Below are 24,249 nucleotides of genomic sequence, written 5' to 3'. Positions count from 1 at the left end.
TGGCGTTTTAATTTGGTAGATACCCATAACCTAGGGTTATAGGGTATAACTAAAATCAACCTAAAAAACTAGCACAAATCTTTTGGAGATTTCATTGCAACGACTATCTTTGTATTACTCTACTAAATCTATAGGTTTATGGGTTATGAAATAAGACATCATAAAGTGAAAATGAAAATGTGCTGTTGTATGTCAACAGAATAGGGGAGCGTGTACATAAGCAAAAACATGAACTTTTAACAACGTTTGATTTGATATGTAAGCCCCCGGTGTACAAAACCAGGGGCTTTTTTATGCCACCAACATCAATTATCCAATTCACATTACATCAACCTATTATAACAATGCAAAGCTTCAGAACAGAACTCGAAAATCCCATTGTCGAAAAAGACATCATCGAATTAGAGCAGAAAATTCGCCTCTTCCGCGAAGGAAAAATGCCCGATGAAAAGTTCCGTAGCCTTCGTTTAGCTAGAGGCGTTTACGGCCAACGTCAACCCGGTGTACAAATGGTACGGATTAAACTGCCATACGGTAAAATGACGTTTGCCCAATGGAAACGCATCTCCGATATTTCTGATGAATATTCAACAGGAAACCTTCACTTAACAACTCGTCAAGATATTCAAATACACTTCGTGAGCCTCGATAAAACCCCGGAACTCTGGGCTAAACTCGAGCTCGACGATATCACCATCCGCGAAGCTTGTGGTAACACAGTACGTAATATCACCGCCAGTGATAACGCCGGCATTGATCCTCAAGAACCGTTCGATGTAACACCTTACGCTGATGCCGCTTTTCGCTATTTTCTACGTAACCCCATTTCCCAAGATATGGGTCGTAAGTTTAAAATGGCTTTCTCTGCAAGCGATCGAGATACTGCGCTCGTATTTATGCACGATTTAGGTGTTATTCCTAAAATTAGAATCGTAGACGGTAAAGAAGTACGCGGTTTCAAAGTAGTAGTTGCTGGTGGCTTGGGTGCACAACCCCAATTAGCTAAAGTTGCATTCGATTTCCTCGAAACAGATCAATTGATTCCTTACATCGAAAGCGTTATCCGCGTGTTCGACCGTCACGGCGAAAGAGCTAGCAGGCATAAAGCACGTATCAAATTCCTGGTGCAGAAAATTGGTATGGAAGAATTTGAGCGCTTGGTGAAGGAAGAATACAAAGCATTAAAAAACAAAAGTGTACACATCGATGCTGCCGCATGGCCAGAAACTGAACCAGCCGGCGCTCCTGTGCATATCCCCGCATACGTTATTAAAAATCCGCAGCAATACGAACAATGGAAGCGTACCAATACTTTCGAACAAAAACAGAAAGGTTTTTATGGTGCTTATGTACGCGTATTACTCGGTAATATTTCATCCAATGTTTCCCGGAAATTGATAGAAACACTGCAAAATGTGGTGGCCAACGATATCCGCGTAACCGTAAACCAAGGCTTGTTATTTAAATATGTTCGTCCAGAGCATTTGCCATACGTGTTTAGCGTGTTAGAATCCGTTGGCCTTAGCGAACCTGGGTTCGACAGTATAGCCGATATCACGGCTTGCCCAGGTACCGATACTTGTAACCTTGGTATTTCTAGTAGTACCGGAATTTCCGTGGAACTAGAAAATGTAATTCGCAACGAATTCCCCGATTTGATCTACAACAACGATATCAAAATCAAGATCAGCGGTTGTATGAACTCATGTGGCCAACATGGCTTAGCGCACATTGGTTTCCATGGTAGTTCTTTAAAAAGTCAAGGTAAAGTATTGCCGGCTTTGCAAGTACTGCTAGGTGGTGGTGCAGTAGGTAATGGTGAAGGCAGAATTGCCGATAAAGTAATCAAAGTACCTAGCAAACGCGGCCCAGATGTATTGAGAACTTTGTTGCACGATTACGAATCGAACCAATTACCTAACGAATTATTCAATGCATACTTCGATCGTCAAGGTGATAAATATTTTTATGAACTGTTGAAGCCATTAGCTGATTTAGCGTCCTTACGAGATGAAGATTTCGTGGATTGGGGACAAGCAAACGATTTTGCAACAGCAATTGGTGTAGGCGAATGCGCGGGCGTTGTTATTGATTTGATTGCTACTTTGTTATTTGAAGCAGAAGAAAAAATTCAGTGGGCAACCGATACTGTAAATGCTGGCGCTTATGCCGATGGTATTTACCACGCTTATGCTGCCTTCATTCAATCTGCAAAAGCGTTATTACTCGATGAAAACATCGCTTGTAACACGCAGCACGGTATCATGAACGACTTTGAAAAGCATTTCATCGAAACTCAAAAAGTGCCCGTTGAAAGCTTCAAAGCCTTGGTAATGCAAATCAACCAACACGAACCAACAGAAAGTTTTGCGAAACAATACTTAGCAGAAGCAACAGCATTTTATAAAGTAGCACAAGCATACCGCGAACAGCGTCATTTGCAACCAGCTACCGTATAAACTTAGCAGGAACCAACCATTACTACTCATTTTTAAAATAAACGATCATGCAAACGGTACAACCTAAATTAACACTAGTAGGCGCGGGGCCAGGCGATCCAGAGTTGATCACCGTAAAAGGTTTAAAAGCAATTCAAACAGCCAGGGTTATTCTTTACGATGCGTTGGCTAATAATGAACTATTAGAACACGCTCCTCAAAATTGCTTAAAACGATTTGTAGGTAAGCGTGCCGGTATGCATGTGTACTCGCAAGACGAAATTAACCGCATGATCGTTAAATATGCACTCAGTTTTGGTAGTGTTGTGCGTTTAAAAGGTGGCGACTCTTTTGTATTTGGCCGCGGCCAAGAAGAATTGGCTTTTGCACAACAGTTCAATATCGAAACAGAGGTAGTACCAGGTATCAGTAGTGCCATTTCGGTACCAGGTATCAATAAAATACCGGTAACGGCTCGTAATGTTAGTGAAGGTTTTTGGGTGATCACCGGTACAACCCAAGAAGGCCGCCTTTCCCGTGATTTGCAATATGCCATCCAAGCAAATACAACGGTCGTTATTTTAATGGGTATGAATAAACTCGAAGAAATTGCTAATATTTACAGTACACACGGCGCAGGTAACATTCCTGCCGCTATTATTCACAACGGTACTTTACCCGATCAAAAATTGGGTGTCGGCTTAGCAAGTGATTTGAACAAAATTGCATTGGACAACGACCTTCGAAATCCTGCAATTATTGTTATCGGGGAGGTAGTTCGATTTCACGAAGCCTTTCAGTCCTTACAAGCAAAGCTGGCAGCAGATTATAAATTGGCTGTATAATGGAGGAGAATCATTTATTCCCGGTTTTTTTTAAGCTCGAACAACTACATGTTTTGGTAGTTGGTGGAGGCAATATTGGCCACGAAAAAGTAAGTGCCATGTTGCAAAACTGCCCAGGTGCACACATCTCCGTGGTCGCTACGCGCTTTAATGAAGAATTAGAGGTAATGGCTAAGCAATACAACGATGTAGAGCTGATTCGCAAGCCTTTTAGTTGTGGCGATTTATTCGGTAAGCAACTGGTTATTGCAGCCACAAACGATAAAGATTTGAATTATACAGTGTGGGAAAAGGCTAAAGCCAGTAAAGTGCTCATCAATGTAGCTGATACGCCGGCTTTGTGCGATTTCTATTTGGGTTCGGTGGTAACGAAAGGTAACCTCAAAATTGCCATTTCTACAAACGGAAAGTCGCCTACCATGGCTAAACGTATTAAACAGATCTTACAAGAATCTATCCCCGACGGGGTAAATGAACTCCTAGATAACTTACACCGTTTACGTGATCGTTTGAAAGGTGATTTTGCCGCTAAAGTGAAGCAGCTGAATGAAATTACAGCAGGCTTAGTGGAAGAAGATAAAAAATAGAGATAGTTTGTTTTAAATAGAAAAGATCGGGTGACCGTAAGGTTATTCGATCTTTTTGTTTTTAGTATTAATGATGATAATTGATGTATCAATCATTAATAGACGTTATATTTTCTATAGCTTCCAATAGAATGGGAGCATAATTAAAAGTATCATCTTTGGCACTATGCACAATAGTTACGGTTTCGTGTTTAGATTTTTCAAAGATGGAAGTAAGTAATCCAAGTTTTTCTTCTAACTCTTTTAAGTAGTATTTTTTGAAAGAAAGGAAACGTTCTGAATCGATGCCCAACCATTGACGTAATTGTTCACTTGGGGCCAATTCATATAACCATTCATGAATATGCGCGGTACTCTTGGGTACTCCTTCTGGCCAAGTACGATCGATGAAGATGCGGTGACCATCTTGTGCAGCTTTGGGTTCGTATATTTGCTTAATGAGAATCATGGGCAGTGATTTTTAAAGCCTACGAATTGTTGTTCCTTTTCCTCTCTTGCGTTTTGGTATAAATAATTGGTGGTTATCCAAATTTAATTCATCTTGTACACTCTTTTCTTAATTATTTTTTACTGTGATACACGAACAAATTATTGATAAAACCGTTGCGTATGTGAAGCAAGAATTACACCAAGCTGAAGGAGGCCACGACTGGTGGCACATTCAACGTGTTTGGAATAACGCAAAACACATAGCAGCCAGCGAACCATCGAACTTATTAGTCGTAGAACTAGGCGCTTTACTACACGATATCGCAGATGCGAAATTCCATAACGGCGACGAATCCATCGGCCCACGTAAAGCACGTGCCTTCATGGAAACATTAGCGCTCGACGAGCCCACTATTGCTGCGGTTATTTACATCATAGAGAATATTTCCTACAAAGGCGGCCATAATAATAACGTGGCCCGTACCCCGGAACTCAATGTTGTACAAGATGCCGATCGCTTAGATGCCATTGGCGCCATCGGTATTGCCCGCGCCTTTAATTACGGCGGGTTTAAAAACCGTGCTTTGCACGATCCAACGGTACAACCCAACTTGCAAAGAACCAAAGAAGATTATAAACATAACAACGCACCCACCATTGCACATTTCTATGAGAAATTGCTGTTGTTGAAAGATTTAATGAATACCACGAAAGGTAAGTCCATGGCAGAGCAACGCCATGCCTACATGGAGGGATATTTGCAACAGTTTTTCGAGGAATGGGAAGGGATTCGGTAATAAGATAATGTCAATTACATGGTATAGAACGTAGATGTTCAGATCCGCTACCAATACTTTCTTGCACAAGTACAGGTAGCGGAAATTTTTTAGCTGGCTGCACTACTATTGAGCTTATATTTCAAGCTGGAAAACCTAGCTTTCCACAACTTCGCAAAGTGATGGATTTTGTTTTGTTGATTAAATGCTTTGGTTTCGATGGTATTCCCCGCAGAAATTGGGCTGGATACGATATAATCGTTCTCAAAAACGAATTTTACCCCGAAAGGACTGTTTTCGTCGATGTTTAGGATTTCTACGTCGCTAATTGTTTGTGATACAATTTTATCAAAAGTATCCACATGGGTGATTTCGTAAAATTCGTACGATAAGTCGTCGCTTTCATCGATTTTCATCCACTTTTTCATGCGGGTAGGGAAGTCGCTCCAACTGAAAATCTCGTGAGGAATACTTTCAATGTACGTACTAGGGGTCCATTTATCGTCTTTGTCGGTGGTTATTACATGCATATGCTGTTCATCGCCTAACACTAGGCCCACTGAAACATCGATGTCTGTAATCTTCTCTTCGCCACAAGGGGGCCAAACGATTAGGAATAGTCGCTTTACTTCTTGGTCCAAGAATTTCTTAAAGGTTACCATTGGCTTCTTAAATATAGGGTTCTGTTGCTGATTAATTTTTATATGTCTTATAAAATTGGCATCCACACTCCATCATGAAGATAATAAAATAGGTATATATTATACATACAAGTTGGCGCAATTACTTTTATTCTAAACAGTTGGCAGCTTGGTTTCCAATTTAATGCAACATAATATACGAGAATTAGGCAATCCGGATTGCCTACTTTCCCAATTTATTTTCATAAGCTTATAATTTGTCGTTCAAAGGTCTTCTTAAACACCGCAAAAATACAACAGCAAATCTCATGTATTTACTGCTTATCGTATACCGCTCATCAAATAACTTTTTAAAATTAATTAATATATTGCAATTATCATTTAAAAAGTTTTATGTGTATGTTTAACACAAACCACAATTAGGATACAAAACTATCTCCCTAAATAATCTCCCGCCCAGCCATATTTACAAGGTACAAGTGTGCGACGCAACTACAGCCTTTCTTTCTTCCAAAAGCCCCACTCAATAGACCAATTTTTAAAAAAGATTTTACCTGTTGCAACGCTTTAAAAAATAGACAATGTAAAAATGTTAATTATTTTATAAAAACGTTTTAATTTACGGATAGGATTAAACAATGATCTAAATCGATTTTGCAAAATGTCATTCTAAAACTTATTGTAGAAATCAAGGAAAAGGTAGCAATAGAAATTACGTAGTTTACATACGCCAACTCATTATTACTGTTGTGTTTATGCACAACAGAAGGTTGTTTTTTGCTTAACGAAAAAAAGAAACAAACGAATCACCCAATTCATATTAACCAATAACGATTAACCGAAAACCCTGGTCAACTAACTATTCTAAACGATATGAGAAGATCCTTGCTCAGCCTTTTAATAATGGCTGCTGCCCTCACAACAAATGCGCAGAAAACAGTGTCATTCGCATTCCTGACCGACTTGCACGTATCCCCGGGCATTCCCAGCGAAGCGAATCTGAAAGAAATAGTACAAGAAATTAATACCCAACAATTCGATTTCGTAGTGGTAACAGGCGATCTCACCAATACCGGCGCCAATGCAGAACTACAAGCCGCTTACAATATCCTAAACGGCCTACAGTTCAAAAAATACGTTATTCCCGGTAACCACGAAACCAACTGGAGCGAAAGCGCCACCCAAAAGTTTAATGAACTATTTGGCAACGATCGCTTTTACTTCGAATACGACAAATTCCAATTCGTAGGCTTCAATACCGGTCCTTATATGAAAATGGGAGACGGTCACGTGAAAGAAGAAGATATTCATTGGCTGAAAAAACTATTGGCAGAAAAAAAAGATCCCAATAAAACCCTCATCTCCCTCGCACATTACCCGCTGGGCGATGGTTTAGATAATTGGACCGATGCCACGAAAATACTGAACCAATACAATACCCGTTTGCATCTTTGCGGCCATGGACACCGCCTATCATTACATAATTTCGATGGTATCCCAGGTATTATGGGACGCTCATCGCTCATTGGCAGCGGGTACGAAAAACCTGGGTATAATATTGTTACCCTGCGAAACGACAGTGTACTCATTTACCAAAAGAACCTCGGCGAGGCTGCCCCCCAATTATTCAAACAGTTCAGCCTCAAGAATAATAACATCGTGCAAACTGTTAAAATAGCTCCCAAACCCGATTATAGTATCAATAACCGCTTCAAGAATGTTAACGTCAAATACCAATTCCAAGACACTGCTTCCATTTTTACAGGCGTTGTGAACATGACGTCGAATAGTATTGCTTATGGTAATTCCGATGGCGAGCTGGTAGCGCTTGAAGTGCCTTCGAAAAAAGTAATGTGGCGTAAGAAGCATAACGGCTCCTTTTATGCTACGCCGGTATATGCCCAAGGCATATTAATGTATGGCACCGTAGATGGACATTTATATGGTGTTGAAGCAAAATCCGGTAAGCAATTATGGACATTGAATGTTGATGAACCCGTAATTGCCGACGGTATTGTCGACAACAACAATGTGTATATCGGCGTAGGTAGCAAGAAATTCTATTCTATTAACATTCTAACCGGCAAGATTAACTGGAAAAGCGAAGTAGCAGAAGGTCAAATGCAAGGCAAACCTGCGTTTAATAACGATGTTGTTGTTTTCGGTGCTTGGGATCGACATCTATATTGCCTTAACAAAGCAACCGGTAAACTACTCTGGAAATGGAATAACGGTTCTCCTCAAAAACTGTATTCACCCGGTAACGTAGTACCCTTTATTGCCAACGACCGTGTTTTTATTGTAGCCCCCGACCGTTACATGACAGCTATTGATGTAAAAACCGGTCAAACCATTTGGCGTAATAACCAATACACCGTACGCGAAGCAATGTGTGGTAGTGCAGATGGGAAATTGGTGTATGCTAAGCTGATGAATGATAAAGTAATAGCTGTTTCTACCACTAGCAGTGTGTTTGAATTGATGTGGATGGTAGATGCCCAATTCGGCTACGAACACAATCCTTGCCCATTACTCGAAAGTAATGGCATGTTATACACGGGTACTAAAAATGGATTACTCGTAGCGATCGACACGAAAACCCAAACCGTTGCATGGCAACACAAACCCGGGAACGCCGAAATCAATAAAATTACTGCAGACGCCAACGGAAACATTTGGATCAGTATGATCGAAGGGAAGATACTGCAATTCCAAGCCAACAAATAAGCCTAACACTAAACTAAAATATACCACTATGCGAATTACAAGGGCAAGTTTGCTCCTGGTGCTACTTTGCTGTCTAGCCAGCTTTGCATCCGGGCAACAAAAAATCACGGGCCGCGTGGTTGACAAGTCCAACAACGAGCCCATTATCGGTGCTTCCGTACAAGCAGTAAAATCCACAGTAGGCACAGTGACCGATGCAAGCGGTCATTTCACCTTCCAAGCACCGCAAGGTACGCAGGCTGTACTGATCAAATTTTTAGGGTATAAACCGCTTACAATGGCTGTTCCAGCAAGCGGCACCATCAACGCAGAGATGGAGCTCGACGAGCAATCATTGGAACAAGTGGTAGTAGTAGGGTATGGTACCCAAAAGAAAGCTAACTTAACGGGTGCTGTTGCAGTAGTTGATGTGAACAAAACATTTGGTTCCCGTCCTATTACCGACATCAGCCGCGGTTTGCAAGGTGCTACCCCTGGTTTAACCATTACTTCCCCCAGTGGCGACTTAGGTACTGATCCTGCTGTTCGCTTAAGGGGTTTGCAAGGTAGTTTGAACAGTAACGGTGCGAAACCATTGATTTTGTTGGATAACGTAGAAATTCCAACATTGCAGTTAATCAATCCTGCCGACGTAGAATCTATTTCCGTTTTAAAAGATGCAGCATCTACGTCTATATATGGCGCGCGCGCTGCATGGGGTGTTATTCTCATTACTTCTAAAGCAGGTAAAAGGAATACAAAAAACACCATCAACTACAATAACAACTTTTCATGGGCAACGCCTACTAATTTACCTACCATAGCTTCCGGCCCTGACGGTGCTACCATGGCTTTAGCTGCTTTACAACGTTCTACCCAACGCAGCGATTACTCCATTTTAGGGATCACTTATGACCAATTTGCCATCGATAAAATGCGCCAATGGGATCAGCAATATGGTGGAAAAGATTTGGGTGATGATATGGTATATGGTAGAGATTATGAAGTTGTGGGAGGAAAGTTATATTTCTATAGAAGTTGGGATGCTGGCGATAAGTTCATGAAGAAATGGACGCCACAACAAAAACACGATCTTAGCTTTAGTGGTGGTAACGAAAAAACTGCTTATAATGTTAACCTCGGATACTTGAACCAACAAGGTGTTTTAAAAGCAAACCAAGATAGCTATGAACGTTATAATGCCAATATTAGCATTACTTCAAAAGTGAAAGATTGGTTGGACATTCGTGGTAAAATATTTGCAACGAAAGCCGTTGGTAGAAGTCCTTTTAACTTCGGTGGTCTTTCTTCTGATCCTATTTATTATTTATACCGTTGGCCTAAAAACTACCCGTATGGTACAATTGATGGTAAACCAATTCGTAATGCCATCACTGAAGTACAACAAGCCAAAATGAACGAGGAAACAAATCGTTATCAACGTGTGGCTTTAGGTGCAACAGGACATATTATGAAAGGGTGGACGGTTGACATGGATTATGTATACAGTAACCTCAACTACGTGAAAAAAGAAACAGGTGGTTCTGTTACTGCATACGATTTCTGGGGCGGTTTATCCAATGGCGCTATCCCTTATTCAAAATACACAACGCCTTCAAACGATATTGTTCGTAGTACTTCGATGTTTAACGAATTGAATACGTTCAAATTATATACCACTTACGCGAAAGACATTAAAAAGCATTCGTTCAAAGTAATTGCAGGTACTGATATGGACTTGTTTAACGAAACCGTTACAACTGGTTCTCGTAAAGCATTAATTGATCCAAATAAAGGCGAACCAAACTTAGCAACTGGAGAACAATTGTATACAGGTAGCCGCAAATTATGGAGTACAGCCGGTTATTTTGGTCGTATTAACTACGTATTTGCTAATAAATGGTTGTTAGAATTGAACGCTCGTTTAGATGGTTCTTCTCGTTTCCCAACAAATGATCAATGGGGTTTCTTCCCATCAGCATCAGTAGGTTATGTAGTATCGGATGAGAAATTCATGAACTTCACAAAACCGGTACTCGATTTCTTAAAACTGAGAGCATCGTATGGTGAAATTGGTAGCCAAGATTTGAATAATGCCAACCAACAATCGTACTTCTTACCATCGATGAATGCTATTTCGTCGAACTGGTTAATGGGTAGCACGAATATGACGTCGGTTACAATGCCAACACCAGTGCCACCAACAGTTACCTGGGAAACTGTAAGTACGCTTGATTTCGGTTTTGATGCGAGGATGTTCAAAAATAAACTAGGTGTTACTTTCGATTGGTACCGTAGAACAGTGAATGATATGATTGTACCAGGTGTTGCTGTGCCAAGCACCTTTGGTGATGTTGCACCGAAAGTGAATGCCGGCCAAATGTATACACAAGGTTGGGAACTCGCGATCGATTTCAATCACCAATTTGAAAATGGCTTGGGCATTAACGTAATGGCCTCCCTTTCTGATTTCAAAGAGATAGTTACAAAGTATCCAGGCATTACAAGATCTATAACAGCGAATGCATATGCAGGTAAAACATTAGGCGAAATTTGGGGCTATGAAACAGATCGCCTCTTTCAATTCAGCGACTTCGTAACAAAAGCAGATGGTTCCCTCGATTTAGTGAATGGCAAACCTGTATTAAAACCCGGTATTGCAAGTCAATCACAATTGGAATCGGGTTGGTTCTATTATATGCCAGGCGATGTAAAGTATAAAGATCTTGATGGTGATGGAAAAGTATGGCAGAATAGTAATACTGTTGATGATCCAGGTGATAAACGCGTAATTGGTAATTCCACTCCACGTTACCAGTATGGTTTCCAACTAGGTGCGCAATACAAAGGTTTTGATTTTAGCATGTTTATCCAAGGGGTAGGCAAACGTGAATTATGGCCAAGTGGTCCTATTTTCATACCAGGTTATAAAGCCACTGAAGCTTGGTATGCACACCAATTAGATTATTGGACTCCTACTAATACTAATGCTTTCTATCCAAGCCCAATCGACCAAGGAGAAAGTAATAACCAGCGCAACTTCTTACCGCAATCGCGCTACTTGTTAAACATGGCCTATATGCGTATGAAAAATATGACACTCGGTTATACGCTGCCTGCGAATTGGTTAACAAGAGCCAAAATCCAAAATGTTAGGGTGTACGTAACAGGCGAGAATATGTTCGAATTCACAAAACTCGATATTCCTATCGATCCTGAAGTAGACTATATCTCGGGTACAACATTGAACACTTTCGGCCGCGTATATCCATACCGTAGGTCATATGCTGCCGGTATTCAAATTACACTTTAATCCATCTCAAAGCGAAACAATGAAAAAGTTAATATATGCTGCATTGCTTGCAGGCGTTGCATTGACCAGCTGTAGAAAAGACTTCTTAACGAAGTTACCGCCTAGTGCGCTCGTAGATGATTCATATTGGACATCAGAAGCGAACGTACGCACGTATGCTTACCAATTTTATCCTAGGTATTTCCGTGGTTATGGCTCTGGATTTACCGCGGGTTCATATTATATGGGACAAACAATCAACGACGATTTCGTACAAGTTTCTCCCGCCTTGTTTACAGATAGGATACCCGCAACCGATGCCGGTGCTTACCGCTGGAACTTTGAAAACGTAAGGAAGTTGAACTACTATATCAATCGCCTAGAACGTGTACCGATGGATTCTGCAACGATGAACCATTGGAGAGGGGTAGCAAGGTTCTTTAGAGCGATGGAATACGCCCAACTAGTACGTACTTATGGCGATGTACCTTATTACGATAAGGTAATGACTGAAACAGAAACTGATGAGTTATTTAAGCCGCGTGATCCACGCACAACTGTGATGGATAACGTATTGGCCGATTTCGAATTCGCAGCAAAAAATGTGAAGTTGAAAGATGGTACACCAGGCTTAGAAATTGACAGGTACATTGTATTAGCATTCATGTCGCGTATTTTCCTATTTGAAGGAACATTTGAAAAGTACCACAACATCGACCAAACACGCGCTACGAAATACTTAACAGCAGCAAAGAATGCGGCGGATGAAGTTTTGAAAAGTGGTTTGTATACGGTGAACCCTAATTACCGTGGTATTTTTGCTTCAGCTGACCTGTCTGCTAACAAAGAAGTGTTGATGTACCGTAAATACGAAGCTGCTTTGTTAACACACAGCTTAATGAGCTATAACAACATGGAACCCCAACCCAACGGTCCTACAAAAGATTTAATTGAATCTTATTTGTGTAAAGATGGGTTGCCAATAGGTTTATCACCTTTGTACAAAGGCGATACGACCATTACAGACGTATTTGCAAACCGTGACCCAAGAATGGGGGCAACGTATGCAAAGCAATACCGTGTAAATGGGAACATTTCTAACTTTTCAGCATCTGGCTATGTATGTGTGAAATTTTTGGACGACGCTTTAGCTGCGAGTGGTGATGCTGCCGCTAAAAGTAGTACGAATGTAAGCGATGCACCTATTATTCGTATCAGTGAAGTAATGCTGAATTATATTGAAGCAGCTGCGGAACTGGGTGCAGTTTCTCAAGCAGACGTTGATCGTACGATTAATAAAATTAGGGGTAGAGATATTACCATGGCGCCGTTAAAAGTGGTAGGAGGTATGCCTGCCGATACCTCAGGGAATGTATTCGATGACCCTAAGCGTGATCCTACCGTTTCATCCATACTGTGGGAAATTCGCCGCGAACGTCGCGTAGAATTGGTCTTCGAAGGATTGCGTTTAGACGATTTAAAGCGTTGGAAGAAATTGGATTATGCCGATACAAAGGTAAATCCAACAAAATATTATGGTGCCTATATTAATAAGGCTCAATTCCCCGACGCTAAAGATAAACTAGTGGGCGGTGGATCAGCCGGTTATATTTGGACCGCCAACTCAACGGTAGCACAAAGAGTGGTAACTGATCGTAATTACTTAGAACCCCTTCCGCTAGATCAAATTAAGATGTATACAGATGTGGGTAAAGAATTAAAACAAAACCCAGGATGGGTTCAGTAAGAAATAATTAACTTTAACATAAAGGCTGCTTCCAAGAAGCAGCCTTTTCTATAGAAATACTAGTATAACCCTATCCTTTTATCGATAATAGCCTATCCTCACCCTATCTCCACCCTATCTAAAGCCTATCTCCACCCTATCCTAAGCCTATCCTCCCCCTATCTATTTTATTAATAATGAAGTAGTTAAGTGATTTTGAGCTAAAGCTACTTGTTATATCACCTTGATAATCATTTCTTTCGAGCGGAATCCGGCATTATTGACATAATCTTTATCACAAACGGAGTATACTACCTCTGTTTGGCCACCGGTTATCCCGGGGAACTTAGTTTTTAAAACCGCGGTAATATCTTCCAGTTCTTTTTGTAAACCGGCTTCATCATCGAACTTTTTGGATACCAGCGATACTTTTAATCTTACTGATTGCTCATTAGGACTAAAAGTGAAGGCATAAATCATTGGCTTACTGGGGATTTCTTTCAGTTGGAAAGGGTAGTCGGTGGGGTATTTCTGTACGAAGGCATTCACGGCCGATTGGTAATGTTTATAGATAATTTCCTGGTTAGCAAGTTCTAAGGCTTCTCCAATAGGAGACAATAACGCCTGTGCTGCGAAGGCGTTCAATAATTCCTGCATGGTGTCCTTATTGTGCTTGTATTGCTGAGCCATGTTGAAATAACTGCCAGCATTCTTGTGGTAATAACTGTAAGGGCCGTAAAAGAACCTAAATAGCTTCCATTGACTGTCTTTATCCTCCCTTCCAAATCCCAGTAACACCAAAAATTGCTTTTGATCGTTGCCAAACGAGTACTGGGCAAAGTACATTTGCTTGTTGGCGATGTAATACTTGAAATTGTATTTCCCCAGTAACTCCGAATCGTACTGGATGTTATGTACTGCTTCTTTTCCATCCGATAACACTTCTACCTCTTCCAAAAGGGTAAGCAGCCCGGTGAAATCCCGGGCAAAAGCAGCACTCAATGCTGGAAAACGGTCGAGGTTATCCACCAGTTGTTGGGCCATCATTTTTTTGGCCGCCGTGGTATCACCTTTGCCGAGTTGGCGGATGAATTGCTCGCTAATGATTTGCATTTCACGGCGAGTAGCTTGGTTAATTTGGCTGTTTTGGCGTTCAATATGCTCTTGTTTCGATGCTTTAACGGAACAAGCTTGCAGGCCTAATGCGAGGCCGCATACGAGGTAAATGAATGGTAGATTCATGGCAAATTGTGGGTTTAACGATGTAGATTTTGGTAGTAATAAATATAAGTGGAAAAGTTGATTAGGGGAAACAAAAAAGGCCTCTACCCGGTAGAAGCCTTCTATAGAAAAAAAATGAATATGTTATTGCTCTGTGAAGAGTGCTTTTAACTCGTTCGCATCTGCAGGTTTCATTTTACCGCCGAGGATCAAACGTAATTGGCGACGACGCAAAGCGCCTTCGAACAATTTGATTTCATCATCAGATTCCGGAACGATAGCTGGTACCGGGCGAGAATTCCCATTAGGATCGAGGGCAACGAACGTCATGAAAGCTTCGTTACTTTTATAGCGGTATTGCATAACTGGGTCTTCGCCCCATACTTTCATATGTACTTCCATAGAAGTGTTGAATGCACGCGTAACTTTTGCTTCGATATGTACTACGTTACCTAGCTTGATGGGATTTTCAAATGAAATATTATCAACCGACGCCGTAACTACGGGGGCCGCACAATGTTTCATACAAGAAAGAGCAGCCGCAATATCCATCCAATACATTAAACGTCCTCCCATAAGGTTACCGAACGTGTTCGTATCGTTGGGTAATACGAGTTCTGTCATAATGATCAGGGAATCTTGTGCTTTCTTTGGCGTTAAGGTCATAAAAAGATCGTGTTTTCGAAGCGCAAAATTACGTTAAGGAAACTTATCTGCAAAGTATATCTATTATAACCTTTACTGGTACAGCGTTTCAGCGGTTTTTAGAGGCAGCATGACAAAAAAAGTACTTGGCAGGGGTGCAAATTTTTGTAACTTTGCATGACCTGCGGAAGTAAATTACTTGACAATACACCAATCAAATCAAGCTTCCTCTTTAGGTCAAGTATCTTTCAGAACTTAGTTTTTATGGCAAAATATATCTTCGTTACAGGAGGTGTTACTTCCTCATTGGGTAAAGGAATTATAGCAGCATCTCTTGCTAAACTATTGCAAGCGCGCGGCTTTAAAGTGACTATTCAGAAATTCGATCCATATATTAATGTGGATCCGGGAACCTTAAACCCATATGAACATGGGGAATGTTATGTAACCGAAGATGGTGCAGAAACAGATTTGGACTTAGGACACTACGAGCGTTTTTTAAACACGCCCACTTCCCAGGCGAACAACGTTACAACGGGAAGAATTTACCAAACTGTTATTAACAAGGAAAGGGAAGGTGCTTACCTCGGTAAAACCGTGCAAGTAATCCCGCATATCACCGACGAGATCAAACGTCGTATCCTTTTATTGGGTAAAGACAATAAGTTCGACATCGTGATTACCGAGTTGGGTGGTACTGTGGGTGATATTGAATCGCTCCCGTACATCGAGGCGGTTCGTCAATTACAATGGGAATTGGAAGAAGAGGATTGCTTAGTGGTGCACTTAACATTGATTCCTTATCTCCGCGCAGCGAAAGAATTAAAAACAAAACCTACGCAGCACTCTGTTCGTATGTTGAGCGAAAACGGTGTACACCCCGATATTATCGTGTGCCGTACAGAAGAACCGTTATACCGCGATTTGAAAAAGAAAATTGCGCAGTTCTGTAACGTACAAGTAGATGCCGTTATTGAAGCGAACGACGTACCAACTATTTACGAAGTTCCTTTAGAAATGCAACGCGAGAAATTGGACGTAATTACCCTTAAAAAGCTCGGTTTACCGGTAGGAAAAGACCCAGAATTAACAAAATGGCGTGAGTTCCTCGATAAATTGAAGTATCCTAAAACAAAGGTTACCATTGGTTTAATCGGTAAATACGTTGAATTACAAGATGCGTACAAATCCATCCTCGAATCATTCGTACATGCAGGTTCTGTAAACGAATGTAAAGTGGTGGTACAAAATATTCACTCTGAATACATTACACCTGAGAATGTAGCAGAAAAACTAAAAAACCTCGATGGTTTATTAGTAGCTCCTGGTTTCGGTCAACGTGGTATCGAAGGTAAAATCACCGCTATCCAGTATGCCCGCGAAAATCAATTACCATTCTTTGGTATTTGTTTGGGTATGCAAATGGCTGTAGTAGAATACGCACGTAACGTAATTGGCTTAAAAGACGCACACAGTTCTGAAATGAACCCAGATACACAGTACCCTGTGATCAACCTCATGGAAGAACAAAAGAAAATTACCACCAAAGGCGGTACCATGCGCTTAGGTGCTTACGAATGTGAGCTGATCCCAGGTTCCAAAGCCGCAGAAATCTATGGCGCAACTTCTATCAGCGAACGCCACCGTCACCGTTACGAGTTTAACAACGACTTCCTAGAACAATTCGAAAAAGCAGGCATGCTTCCTTCCGGTAAAAATCCATCTACAGGCTTAGTTGAAATGGTAGAATTACCAAATCACCCATTCTTCGTAGGTGCCCAATTCCACCCAGAATTGAAATCAACCGTGGAAGCACCATCCCCAATTTTCGTTTCCTTCGTAAAAGCCGCTAAATGCTACGCCGAAAACAAAAACGGCAAAGCCAAAGCCAACGAAGAGAGAGTTGCTCAACACGACTAATAAGTAATTAACGATCAATACCAAAAAAGTCCTGCCACTAGCAGGACTTTTTTTATAATGTTGATACTAACACTATTTTACCCATATCTGCACATCCAACCAACCAAACCCACTCGCTCCCTTAAATAGCGTCCCACAGCCCTTCAGCACAGTAGTACCCAAGCTCTATCACAGCCCCGATCAAACGGCAACGCAGTACATTTGCCGTTTGTCCTCCTTTCTTTGGTTACTTTCTTTAGAGAAGCAAAGAAAGTAACAAATAGGATGAATGCTAATTATACAAAGCTGCTGCCTAGCCAGAAAACCTTCCATAACCAATTAATAATCAATATAAATATGTATTATCACCAAAAAGAAACAATTTTTATTAAAAGATTAACCAAATAACCTTCCATTCCCTGCGCTTACATTTCACACTTTGCCTTCTCTTGCTTACCTTTGCTGCTCAAATTTTTTAATTTCACTACATGGATAGAAATACGATTATCGGGCTCGTATGTATCATTGGTTTAGCAGTAGGATATTTCTTTTACCAAAGTAACCAACAACAAACAGCTCAATTAGAGAAACAGCGTCAAGATTCTATCGCCAACTTGAACAAGCCGAAGGAACAAATCGCACCTGTAGCCACTTTACCTTCGGGGGGCATCGATTCCACGAAATTGAACAGCGAGTACGGCGCATTTGCAGCAGCAGCAACTGGCACAGAACAAACACAAGTATTGGAAAATGATGACCTTAAAATCACATTCTCTAATAAAGGTGGTGCTCCGGCTAGCGTTGAATTAAAGAAGTACAAAACTTACGATAAGAAACCACTTTTCTTAGAACAAGGCTCTTTTAACCGTATGGGCCTTAAAATTCCCGTGAATAACAGTTCCCTTAACACGGCCGACCTGTATTTCACCCTTTCAAACGCCTCTGATAAATCTATCACCTACCGTTTGAATACCATCGATCCAAGCAAATACATCGAGTACGTTTATACCATTACACCTGGTAGCTATATGGTTAACTTTACCATTAACGCTGTAGGTATGCAAAACTTAATCGCGGGTAATACCTTGCCTTTCCAATGGAACCTCCAGTTCGATAAACAAGAGCAAGACATTAACAACGAACGTATGAACAACCAAGTTCATTACCGTTACGCGAATGAAAAACACGATTACTTTACTTTGTCGAGCAAAAACCACGAAAAGTTAGAAGACAGGGTAAACTGGGTGAGTGTGAAACAACAATTCTTCAACGTTACCATGGTAGCGAAGAAAGAAAACTTTGCTAGCGCAGATATCAATACTAAAATCCCGGAAAGCGGCAACATCGTAGGCCAAGCAATGACCACATTGAACCTTCCTTACGATCACTCGGCAGCTTACTCATTCCCAATGGATATCTACTACGGTCCGAACCACTTCAAAACATTGAAATCTTTCGGTATCGACTTAGAAAGCATTATTCCTTTGGGATCTGGTATCTTCTTCTTCGTGAAGTATATCAACAAATGGATCATTATCCCTGTATTTAACTTCTTAAGCGGTTTCATCAGCAACTTCGGTGTTATCATCATCTTGTTGACTGTATTTATCCGTTTATTGATTTCTCCATTCACTTACCAATCGTACGTTTCTGCGGCGAAAATGAAGGTATTGAAACCAGAAATCGATGCATTGAGAGCTAAATTCGGCGATGATCAACAAGGTTTCGGTATGGAGCAAATGAAATTGTTCCGTTCTGCAGGTGTAAACCCATTAGGAGGTTGTTTACCGGCATTGTTACAATTACCGATCCTCGTAGCCATGTATAGCTTCTTCCCATCCTCTATCGAGCTTCGCCAAGAAAGCTTCTTATGGGCTACGGATTTATCTACCTACGATTCTATCTACAACTTCGGTTTCAACGTACCATTCTACGGTAACCACATTTCATTGTTCACGATCTTAATGACGATCACGAGCTTGATTTTGGCGTTCTATAACCGTGGTATGACGGATCAAAGCAACCCGGTAATGAAGTATATGCCGTTTGTGTTCCCGATCATGTTGTTAGGTATCTTCAACAAATTGGCGGCGGCCTTAACTTTCTACTACTTCTTATCGAACGTAATTTCGATCTTGTTGCAGTGGGTAATTCAGAAATTCGTTATCAACCACGATAAGATTCACTTGCAAATTCAAGAGAATAAGAAGAAAGGACCAAAGAAATCTAAATGGTCAGAACGTTTAGAAGAAATGCAAAAAAGACAACAAGAAATGCAGGAGCAAGCGAAAAAAGGTAAAAAATAAGCGCGTTCAGTATTTTGATATAAAAAGGCCGTCTCAATATTATTGAGACGGCCTTTCTGTTATTACTCGTCAAGAATATTCATGTCCCTAATTCCAGCAGCAATTTCTGGCCAGTATTTGACAGACCTTTTATTGTCAAGAATCGTTAGAATGCGCTTTCTTAAATGACTATTGTTATTTAAAATCCTGCTTATTTGTCTTCCTATAATTCTAGCATTTACAAGCTGCAGATATTCATTTTCACTTGTATCATAAAAGTCTAATACATCTGAGTCTTTTTGGTAAATATCATAGCCTTTTAAATCTAAATAGGAAGTGATAATATCTTCTATGTCAGTAATGTCTTTAATTCTGCCAGGCCTATCGTTATTTGCAATGATTTTTAAAAGTATAATACCTTCAAGCGGGCAAACGTTGAGTTTCTTTCCTTTGGAGGTGGTGTATTCGTTCACATTCGGGAGTATTTCCTTAAACCCTGGCACATTTAACGCAAAAACCCTTGGTTGCGTAATAATTGTTTCATCATTATTTTCAATTCCCCCAAATGGGAGAATATCTACTTCAATAGATTCCTTGTAAATAAATTTGATCAATTCAGTGGGATGTGCATTAAATAATGTAGAGGCAATTAATTCTTGTTTTAATGATTGAAATTCCTCTTCAGATCCTAGCATTACCGCTATATCTACATCATTTGTTTTTCTCATTGGTTTTTTAGTTGCTTGGGCAAAGTTTATATCTCGAGCAACTGCACCAACTATGTAATATGGAATATTCCGCTTTTCAAGGATTGTTTCCAAATCACCAAGGAGGTCCAGTATTTCTGGGGTTAATATATCATGGATCATAATAGATATTTTTCTTTGATGGTATTAGCTAGTTCTTGATTTCTACTATCAAGACTATGGATTAAATCTGCATAGATTAGTAATGGGGGGGCGGATAGGGCATCGGTTTCTTTAGAAGGTCGAATTTTTTCAGTGGTAATATCGCCCCAGAATTTATTGTAGGACTTTACATTCCCATTTTTGTCAGGTATGATTAAAAGCTTCTTTACTAATTCATTGCCATTTAATGAGGTGAAAAAAGTGAAATCATTAGGAGTAAGATTATTCGTGATAATATCTGCCCCAGGTTCCCCGCCCCAATATATTTCTGCATTCTCAATTGTACTCCACTTCATTTGTACATCTAAGTTGAGAAATCTGTAAGTGCCACTGTATAGTTTAGGTTTCATTATTGCGTGGTATAATTCCACCCAACGATTAATAAGTGTTTTTTTATTAATAATTTGATATTTCCCCTCATCATTAGACTCAATGAATTTCTCATCCTTTAACTCACCCATCAATGTACTTATATTACCTAGTGCAATACCGGCAGAGGAAGCAATGTCGCGGTAAGAATCATTTATACGATTAGGATTAGAAATAATAGCTAATAAGAATTTTAATCCAGCCGGCTTCCATAATTTACCAAGTGTAGTTACCCTGGCTTTTGAGCTATTTCTACCCGTGATATATATATAAACCCCTTTGATATTTATATACATATTCCCGGTTAATTCAATGTAATTGATATTGTTTGTTTTAAACAATTCTTTAACGTCATTAGGAATATATCTAGCAACTAGCAACCACTTTGTTGGTTCCTTTCCTAAATTATGTAATACCTGGTAAGCTATATGAGGGTTTAGCTCACCTTTTATCTCAACAAAAAGATCTTGTATTTCACTATTATGTAAACTTATGCTTACAAGAGCATCAGGGGTAAACTTGCCTACAGTACTCGGAGGATGAATGGGATGAATTACTATTCGACCTAAAGTTTCTTGATAAAACACATTTATAGCTTCTCTTAGAATCTTATCTTCTTGTACTTTATGGTTGTTCATATTGTAATATTTTTTATGATCAATGAACAATATAAATATAATGAACATTTATGTTAGTGTAAAATTTATTTCTAGAAGTATTGAAAACATATTTTCCGTAAATTATAATTGAAAAATCCCACGTTATGCAAGTACACCTGAAAACCATTCACGATACAAGCGCAGCCACTGTATGGGCAGGCCCGCGTGCCGTAACAATTGATAGAACGCCAAGAGCAGGCGGTATGGGTATTGGTTTTAGCGGGGAAGAATTGTTATTGATGTCGATTGGGGCATCTTATTGCAATGTGTTATACCGCGAGGCCACGGGTTTTAATATCGAAATTTTGGAGGTAGAAATTATTGTGAACGCCGATTGGGCGGGCGAGCCTGCCCAAGCGCGGAATGTGCGTTTCGATGTGAAGATTAAATCCAATGCGCCGCGGGAACAAGTAGAAGCCTTGTTGAAACATACCGATAAAGTATCGGAAGTAAATAACTCGTTGAGAACGGGTATCGCGGTACGGTTGAATGAATGGGAATTACTGAAAGAGGTTAAGCCGTAAGCATTTCCACTTCGTACACTGGGCTAAAGAGGTAAATACGCTTGGTGGTTACTTCTTCGCAACGGAAGCGTTTGCGGATGCGTTCCCCTTTTCGGAAAACTCGGCCGTCTTTGGTTTTAAATAAAGTGCCAGGGGGCAATTGCTCTACGAGATAGTGGTTTTCTTTTTGCTCGTCGTATTGTTTAAGCACCCGCATCAGCTGTTCGTCGGCACATGAGCTGGCAGCCGGGTTTTGTAGGCTTGTACGAACGGCCAATTCAACATCTGGCGGGAATAAGTTCTGACCAACAAATTCCTTTAAAATCTTCGAAAACTCCATCTTCCATTCCTTACCATGAGCAGCTACGCGGTTACCAAATTGAATATACGTGGTAAGGTGCGCTAGCTCGTGCAGTAGCGTGATGAGGAAGGCGTATTTATTCAGGGTAGAATTGATGCTAATACGGTGCCCTTTCCCTTGGTAGGGATGGCGATAGTCGCCCAGTACGCTTTGCCTTTCACGGGTAAGCGTTAGTTCAACTTTATAGAAAGTGATATATGGAACAACTAAATCGAAAGCACCCTTTGGCATATAGCTGGCGAGTGCTTGTAAAGGATGTTCTTTTTTCAAGACTACGAGTTATTTTTTCCCGTATTGCCGTAGATGCTAATGGTTTCTACGACGGTGTACACGAGGTAAAATCCTAATAAAATGAAAATGCTGATTTTGCTAATGTTGTCGCGTGTAAGTAACACGTAGGCTACGATGGCGATTAAGCAGAGGAATAATTTAGAGAAGGTAGAAAGGTATACCATCTGAACGAAGGTATTGTTGTTTTTAGCTTTCAGGCCTTTTTTATTAAGGTGGTAGGAGAGGGCTGTAATAGCTGCCATGAATACATTACCACCAACGAGCACGTAGAAGTGTGCGTTTTGGGATAGAAGTTGCGGTTTCAGTACAAATAATGCGGCAGTGATTAAAGCGAAATAGGCAACGAGACGGATCACGAATTTATCGATCATGCTTACTAGTATCTTTTATAATTTGCCACAAAAGTACTGCTAATGCCAGTAAAGAAAAAATTATCATGAACAGTGGGAAGCGAATGCCTACCCACTGGTCAATCTTATAGCCGGCGAATAACGCCACGCCAATACCGGCCAGCATTTGGAAAGCTAAGCCTGCGTAGCGCATGAGTAACTCTTTGTTACTAGGCGGCAGTTTCTTCTGGTTTGAGTTTTGATTTTTCATGCTTAGATGGTTTTGCCTCGGAATGGGCAGGCTCCATGTGGCAACGACCATTGAAATTCGCGGTAGGTTCCATTTCGAAATGTTTCGTGAACACATCGCCTTTAACTACAGCATTCCCTTTCAAGAACAATATATCATCAACCTTGATAATACCGGTTACTTTACCTAAGATATCCGCGCTATTGCATTGTAAATCGCCGGTGATTTCACCTTCTGGGCCCACTACGATCTTCGCCTTCGTGTTTACAAGACCTTCTACCTGGCCATCAATTCTAATATCTCCTTCGCATACAATATCGCCTTTAATGGTTGTACCATAACCAATGATATTGATGTTCGATGTAGGCATTACGCCTTCGCTTTTTGTATTACCTCGGTTAAACATAGGTTTAAAGGTTTTTCAGGTTTAAAGTTTATCTAAGATAGTAAATAATTATAACATATAAGTTAATCTCACCGAATTCTATGCCGAGCCGGTTAAATCAATCCTATCCAGTTGTATGAAATCCTAATTAATATGTACTGTTGTCTTGCTTAGGTACCTTTAATAAGGTAGTATCCAACTTACCGGTGAAACTTCCGTTAATCACCTGCTTCACATTCTCAAGATATTGGTCGCGTGCAATAATGGCCTTTTGCATTGAATCGGCCCTCATTTTCAATGTTAAATATTCTTTACGTTGCTTCAAATCACCATACCCAGGGATATAATAACGTAATGGTGTGAAAACAACAGTAGCTACAGTGATGGCTACCAATAATACAAACACGGTACTCATGGCCACATAAACACTCATGCGAGATAAACGGAAAGAGGTCACTTCTTCGTATGTGTCGTCATTCATAATTACCAAACGGTATTTATGCTGCAAACGTTCTAAGCGTTTCCCTTTGTTTTTGTTTGGTTTGATATTTTTACTGCTTTTGCTTTCTCCGGCCATGACTGTTTGATATCGGTTTCTAAAAACAATCCTTATTAGGGCGCTAAAGTTAAACAAATTCTCCTAGTCTCCTAGCAAAGAAAAAAATTATCATATCTTTAAAATATTTTTTCGTCTACGTAGTTAT

21 protein-coding genes are annotated in these 24,249 nt (G+C 40.3%); 10 read left to right on the top strand and 11 right to left on the bottom strand.

The genetic code is table 11. The annotated features are described in order from the left end of the window. The first annotated feature begins 293 nt into the window (after positions 1–293). From LX64_RS22610 to LX64_RS22600, 3 genes are read left to right on the top strand one after another with little or no spacing between them, the layout of a single operon-like run. A complete protein-coding gene (locus LX64_RS22610) occupies positions 294–2,459 on the top strand; it encodes a HEPN domain-containing protein (RefSeq protein ID WP_245952787.1) in 2,166 nt (721 codons plus the stop codon). Positions 2,460–2,506: 47 nt separating this feature from the next. Continuing rightward, positions 2,507–3,283: a uroporphyrinogen-III C-methyltransferase gene (gene cobA / locus LX64_RS22605; RefSeq protein WP_111599970.1), complete on the top strand. Its 777-nt coding sequence runs from the start codon at positions 2,507–2,509 to the stop codon at positions 3,281–3,283. Continuing rightward, a complete protein-coding gene (locus LX64_RS22600) occupies positions 3,283–3,870 on the top strand; it encodes a precorrin-2 dehydrogenase/sirohydrochlorin ferrochelatase family protein (protein WP_111599969.1) in 588 nt (195 codons plus the stop codon). Before cobA ends, LX64_RS22600 begins: the two co-directional genes overlap by 1 nt. An 88-nt stretch (positions 3,871–3,958) precedes the next feature. On the opposite strand, the gene LX64_RS22595 is transcribed toward LX64_RS22600, so the two are convergent. Further along, positions 3,959–4,318 (bottom strand): DUF488 domain-containing protein, encoded by a 360-nt coding sequence (locus LX64_RS22595; protein ID WP_111599968.1) that lies wholly within the window; start codon positions 4,316–4,318, stop codon positions 3,959–3,961. 124 nt (positions 4,319–4,442) lie between these two features. On the opposite strand from LX64_RS22595, the gene LX64_RS22590 reads away from it, so the two are divergent. Further along, complete coding sequence (locus LX64_RS22590) at positions 4,443–5,096, top strand: HD domain-containing protein (protein WP_111599967.1); 654 nt, start codon at positions 4,443–4,445, stop codon at positions 5,094–5,096. 89 nt (positions 5,097–5,185) lie between these two features. Here LX64_RS22590 and LX64_RS22585 read toward each other — a convergent pair whose 3' ends face one another. Next, the gene (locus LX64_RS22585) at positions 5,186–5,737 is read right to left on the bottom strand and encodes a hypothetical protein (protein WP_111599966.1); all 552 of its coding nucleotides are present in this window, start codon (positions 5,735–5,737) and stop codon (positions 5,186–5,188) included. Between the two features lie 852 nt (positions 5,738–6,589). Between LX64_RS22585 and LX64_RS22580 the strand changes: the two genes are divergently transcribed. The 3 genes from LX64_RS22580 to LX64_RS22570 are packed head-to-tail and all read left to right on the top strand — an operon-like array spanning position 6,590 to position 13,461. Continuing rightward, entirely contained in the window at positions 6,590–8,443 is a 1,854-nt protein-coding gene (locus LX64_RS22580; protein ID WP_111599965.1) for an outer membrane protein assembly factor BamB family protein, read from the top strand. A gap of 28 nt (positions 8,444–8,471) precedes the next feature. Then, positions 8,472–11,735, top strand: coding sequence for a SusC/RagA family TonB-linked outer membrane protein (locus tag LX64_RS22575; protein ID WP_111599964.1), 3,264 nt, complete (start codon positions 8,472–8,474; stop codon positions 11,733–11,735). A gap of 19 nt (positions 11,736–11,754) precedes the next feature. Next, a complete protein-coding gene (locus LX64_RS22570) occupies positions 11,755–13,461 on the top strand; it encodes a RagB/SusD family nutrient uptake outer membrane protein (protein WP_111600008.1) in 1,707 nt (568 codons plus the stop codon). A gap of 213 nt (positions 13,462–13,674) precedes the next feature. On the opposite strand, the gene LX64_RS22565 is transcribed toward LX64_RS22570, so the two are convergent. Further along, on the bottom strand, positions 13,675–14,682 hold the full coding sequence (locus tag LX64_RS22565) for a hypothetical protein (RefSeq protein ID WP_111599963.1): 1,008 nt from the start codon (positions 14,680–14,682) through the stop codon (positions 13,675–13,677). Between the two features lie 123 nt (positions 14,683–14,805). Beyond that, a complete protein-coding gene (locus LX64_RS22560) occupies positions 14,806–15,327 on the bottom strand; it encodes an acyl-CoA thioesterase (RefSeq protein WP_111599962.1) in 522 nt (173 codons plus the stop codon). Positions 15,328–15,570: 243 nt separating this feature from the next. On the opposite strand from LX64_RS22560, the gene LX64_RS22555 reads away from it, so the two are divergent. Both LX64_RS22555 and yidC read left to right on the top strand, forming a co-directional pair. Further along, positions 15,571–17,226, top strand: a complete 1,656-nt coding sequence (locus tag LX64_RS22555) for a CTP synthase (protein WP_111599961.1) — start codon at positions 15,571–15,573, stop codon at positions 17,224–17,226. Positions 17,227–17,693: 467 nt separating this feature from the next. Further along, positions 17,694–19,511 (top strand): membrane protein insertase YidC, encoded by a 1,818-nt coding sequence (gene yidC, locus LX64_RS22550; protein ID WP_111599960.1) that lies wholly within the window; start codon positions 17,694–17,696, stop codon positions 19,509–19,511. Positions 19,512–19,573: 62 nt separating this feature from the next. Here the strand turns inward: yidC and LX64_RS22545 are convergent, their stop codons facing one another. Further along, positions 19,574–20,359 carry a hypothetical protein gene (locus LX64_RS22545; protein WP_111599959.1) on the bottom strand — a complete coding sequence of 262 codons (786 nt, stop codon included), beginning with the start codon at positions 20,357–20,359 and terminating at the stop codon, positions 19,574–19,576. After that, entirely contained in the window at positions 20,356–21,405 is a 1,050-nt protein-coding gene (locus LX64_RS22540) for a type IV toxin-antitoxin system AbiEi family antitoxin (protein ID WP_158538713.1), read from the bottom strand. The genes LX64_RS22545 and LX64_RS22540 overlap by 4 nt, the downstream gene beginning before the upstream one ends. A 125-nt stretch (positions 21,406–21,530) precedes the next feature. Here LX64_RS22540 and LX64_RS22535 point away from each other — a divergent pair, with 125 nt between their 5' ends. Next, positions 21,531–21,950 (top strand): OsmC family protein, encoded by a 420-nt coding sequence (locus LX64_RS22535; RefSeq protein ID WP_111599957.1) that lies wholly within the window; start codon positions 21,531–21,533, stop codon positions 21,948–21,950. Here the strand turns inward: LX64_RS22535 and LX64_RS22530 are convergent. The 5 genes from LX64_RS22530 to LX64_RS22510 all read right to left on the bottom strand — a co-directional run bounded on the left by LX64_RS22530 (position 21,940) and on the right by LX64_RS22510 (position 24,122). Further along, on the bottom strand, positions 21,940–22,560 hold the full coding sequence (locus LX64_RS22530) for a SprT-like domain-containing protein (RefSeq protein WP_111599956.1): 621 nt from the start codon (positions 22,558–22,560) through the stop codon (positions 21,940–21,942). The genes LX64_RS22535 and LX64_RS22530 overlap by 11 nt on opposite strands. 2 nt (positions 22,561–22,562) lie before the next feature. Further along, entirely contained in the window at positions 22,563–22,952 is a 390-nt protein-coding gene (locus LX64_RS22525) for a hypothetical protein (RefSeq protein WP_111599955.1), read from the bottom strand. Beyond that, positions 22,942–23,181, bottom strand: a complete 240-nt coding sequence (locus LX64_RS22520; protein WP_211324874.1) for an AtpZ/AtpI family protein — start codon at positions 23,179–23,181, stop codon at positions 22,942–22,944. The genes LX64_RS22525 and LX64_RS22520 overlap by 11 nt, the downstream gene beginning before the upstream one ends. Then, the gene (locus LX64_RS22515) at positions 23,141–23,566 is read right to left on the bottom strand and encodes a bactofilin family protein (protein WP_211324873.1); all 426 of its coding nucleotides are present in this window, start codon (positions 23,564–23,566) and stop codon (positions 23,141–23,143) included. Before LX64_RS22515 ends, LX64_RS22520 begins: the two co-directional genes overlap by 41 nt. Before the next feature lie 127 nt (positions 23,567–23,693). Then, the gene (locus tag LX64_RS22510; protein WP_111599953.1) at positions 23,694–24,122 is read right to left on the bottom strand and encodes a hypothetical protein; all 429 of its coding nucleotides are present in this window, start codon (positions 24,120–24,122) and stop codon (positions 23,694–23,696) included. Between the last annotated feature and the right edge of the window lie 127 nt (positions 24,123–24,249).

The organism is Chitinophaga skermanii (assembly GCF_003259335.1).
Lineage (GTDB): Bacteria > Bacteroidota > Bacteroidia > Chitinophagales > Chitinophagaceae > Chitinophaga > Chitinophaga skermanii.
The sequence above is the reverse complement of the archived record's forward strand: the minus strand, read 5'-3'. Positions and strand labels throughout refer to the sequence as shown.

Coding starts and splice junctions, on each gene's coding strand:
- LX64_RS22585 (WP_111599966.1), bottom strand. CDS start 5,737: ATGGTAACCTTTAAGAAATTCTTGGACCAAGAAGTAAAGCGACTATTC.
- LX64_RS22525 (WP_111599955.1), bottom strand. CDS start 22,952: ATGATCGATAAATTCGTGATCCGTCTCGTTGCCTATTTCGCTTTAATC.
- LX64_RS22570 (WP_111600008.1), top strand. CDS start 11,755: ATGAAAAAGTTAATATATGCTGCATTGCTTGCAGGCGTTGCATTGACC.
- LX64_RS22560 (WP_111599962.1), bottom strand. CDS start 15,327: ATGACCTTAACGCCAAAGAAAGCACAAGATTCCCTGATCATTATGACA.
- LX64_RS22580 (WP_111599965.1), top strand. CDS start 6,590: ATGAGAAGATCCTTGCTCAGCCTTTTAATAATGGCTGCTGCCCTCACA.
- LX64_RS22510 (WP_111599953.1), bottom strand. CDS start 24,122: ATGGCCGGAGAAAGCAAAAGCAGTAAAAATATCAAACCAAACAAAAAC.
- LX64_RS22540 (WP_158538713.1), bottom strand. CDS start 21,405: ATGAACAACCATAAAGTACAAGAAGATAAGATTCTAAGAGAAGCTATA.
- LX64_RS22535 (WP_111599957.1), top strand. CDS start 21,531: ATGCAAGTACACCTGAAAACCATTCACGATACAAGCGCAGCCACTGTA.
- LX64_RS22600 (WP_111599969.1), top strand. CDS start 3,283: ATGGAGGAGAATCATTTATTCCCGGTTTTTTTTAAGCTCGAACAACTA.
- cobA (WP_111599970.1), top strand. CDS start 2,507: ATGCAAACGGTACAACCTAAATTAACACTAGTAGGCGCGGGGCCAGGC.
- LX64_RS22555 (WP_111599961.1), top strand. CDS start 15,571: ATGGCAAAATATATCTTCGTTACAGGAGGTGTTACTTCCTCATTGGGT.
- LX64_RS22515 (WP_211324873.1), bottom strand. CDS start 23,566: ATGTTTAACCGAGGTAATACAAAAAGCGAAGGCGTAATGCCTACATCG.
- LX64_RS22575 (WP_111599964.1), top strand. CDS start 8,472: ATGCGAATTACAAGGGCAAGTTTGCTCCTGGTGCTACTTTGCTGTCTA.
- LX64_RS22565 (WP_111599963.1), bottom strand. CDS start 14,682: ATGAATCTACCATTCATTTACCTCGTATGCGGCCTCGCATTAGGCCTG.
- LX64_RS22545 (WP_111599959.1), bottom strand. CDS start 20,359: ATGATCCATGATATATTAACCCCAGAAATACTGGACCTCCTTGGTGAT.
- LX64_RS22520 (WP_211324874.1), bottom strand. CDS start 23,181: ATGAAAAATCAAAACTCAAACCAGAAGAAACTGCCGCCTAGTAACAAA.
- LX64_RS22610 (WP_245952787.1), top strand. CDS start 294: ATGCCACCAACATCAATTATCCAATTCACATTACATCAACCTATTATA.
- yidC (WP_111599960.1), top strand. CDS start 17,694: ATGGATAGAAATACGATTATCGGGCTCGTATGTATCATTGGTTTAGCA.
- LX64_RS22595 (WP_111599968.1), bottom strand. CDS start 4,318: ATGATTCTCATTAAGCAAATATACGAACCCAAAGCTGCACAAGATGGT.